Consider the following 632-nt stretch of genomic DNA (forward strand, 5'->3'; position numbering starts at 1 on the left):
GAATACATCCCTGCAATTCAAGCAGGTCTTGAAGATGCAATGCAAAACGGTGTTCTTGCTGGATACCCAGTTGTTGACATTAAAGCGAAATTATTCGACGGTTCTTACCACGATGTTGACTCAAGCGAAATGGCGTTCAAAATCGCTGCTTCTATGGCGTTGAAAAACGCAGCAGCAAAATGTGACCCTGTATTGCTTGAGCCAATCATGAAAGTAGAAGTCATCGTCCCTGAAGAATATTTAGGTGACATCATGGGTGACATCACTTCTCGTCGCGGTCGCGTCGAAGGTATGGAAGCTCGCGGTAACGCGCAAGTTGTTCGCGCGATGGTTCCACTTTCTGAAATGTTTGGATACGCAACTTCATTGCGCTCCAATACACAAGGTCGCGGAACATTCACAATGGTATTTGACCATTACGAAGAAGTTCCGAAAAGCATTGCTGAGGAAATCATCAAAAAAAATAAAGGTGAATAATTGATTTTCTAGCATTGTTCAAGTATAAATACTTATGTAAGACTTGGAAGTGGACGTGCCTGTGCACTTTCACTTCCGAGCATTCTATACTTAAATAAAAAACACTAAGGAGGATATTATAATGGCTAAAGCGAAATTCGAACGCACGAAACCAC

General features: G+C 42.1%; 1 protein-coding gene. It reads left to right on the forward strand.

Annotated features, from left to right (window positions below; genetic code table 11):
- The coding region (gene fusA, locus N2692_03145) for an elongation factor G (protein ID MCX8016261.1) at window positions 1–477 on the forward strand (477 nt) is incomplete at its 5' end.
- Window positions 478–632 lie beyond the last annotated feature (155 nt).

The organism is Patescibacteria group bacterium (assembly GCA_026415775.1).
Lineage (GTDB): Bacteria > Patescibacteriota > Minisyncoccia > UBA6257 > JAAZHW01 > SKW32.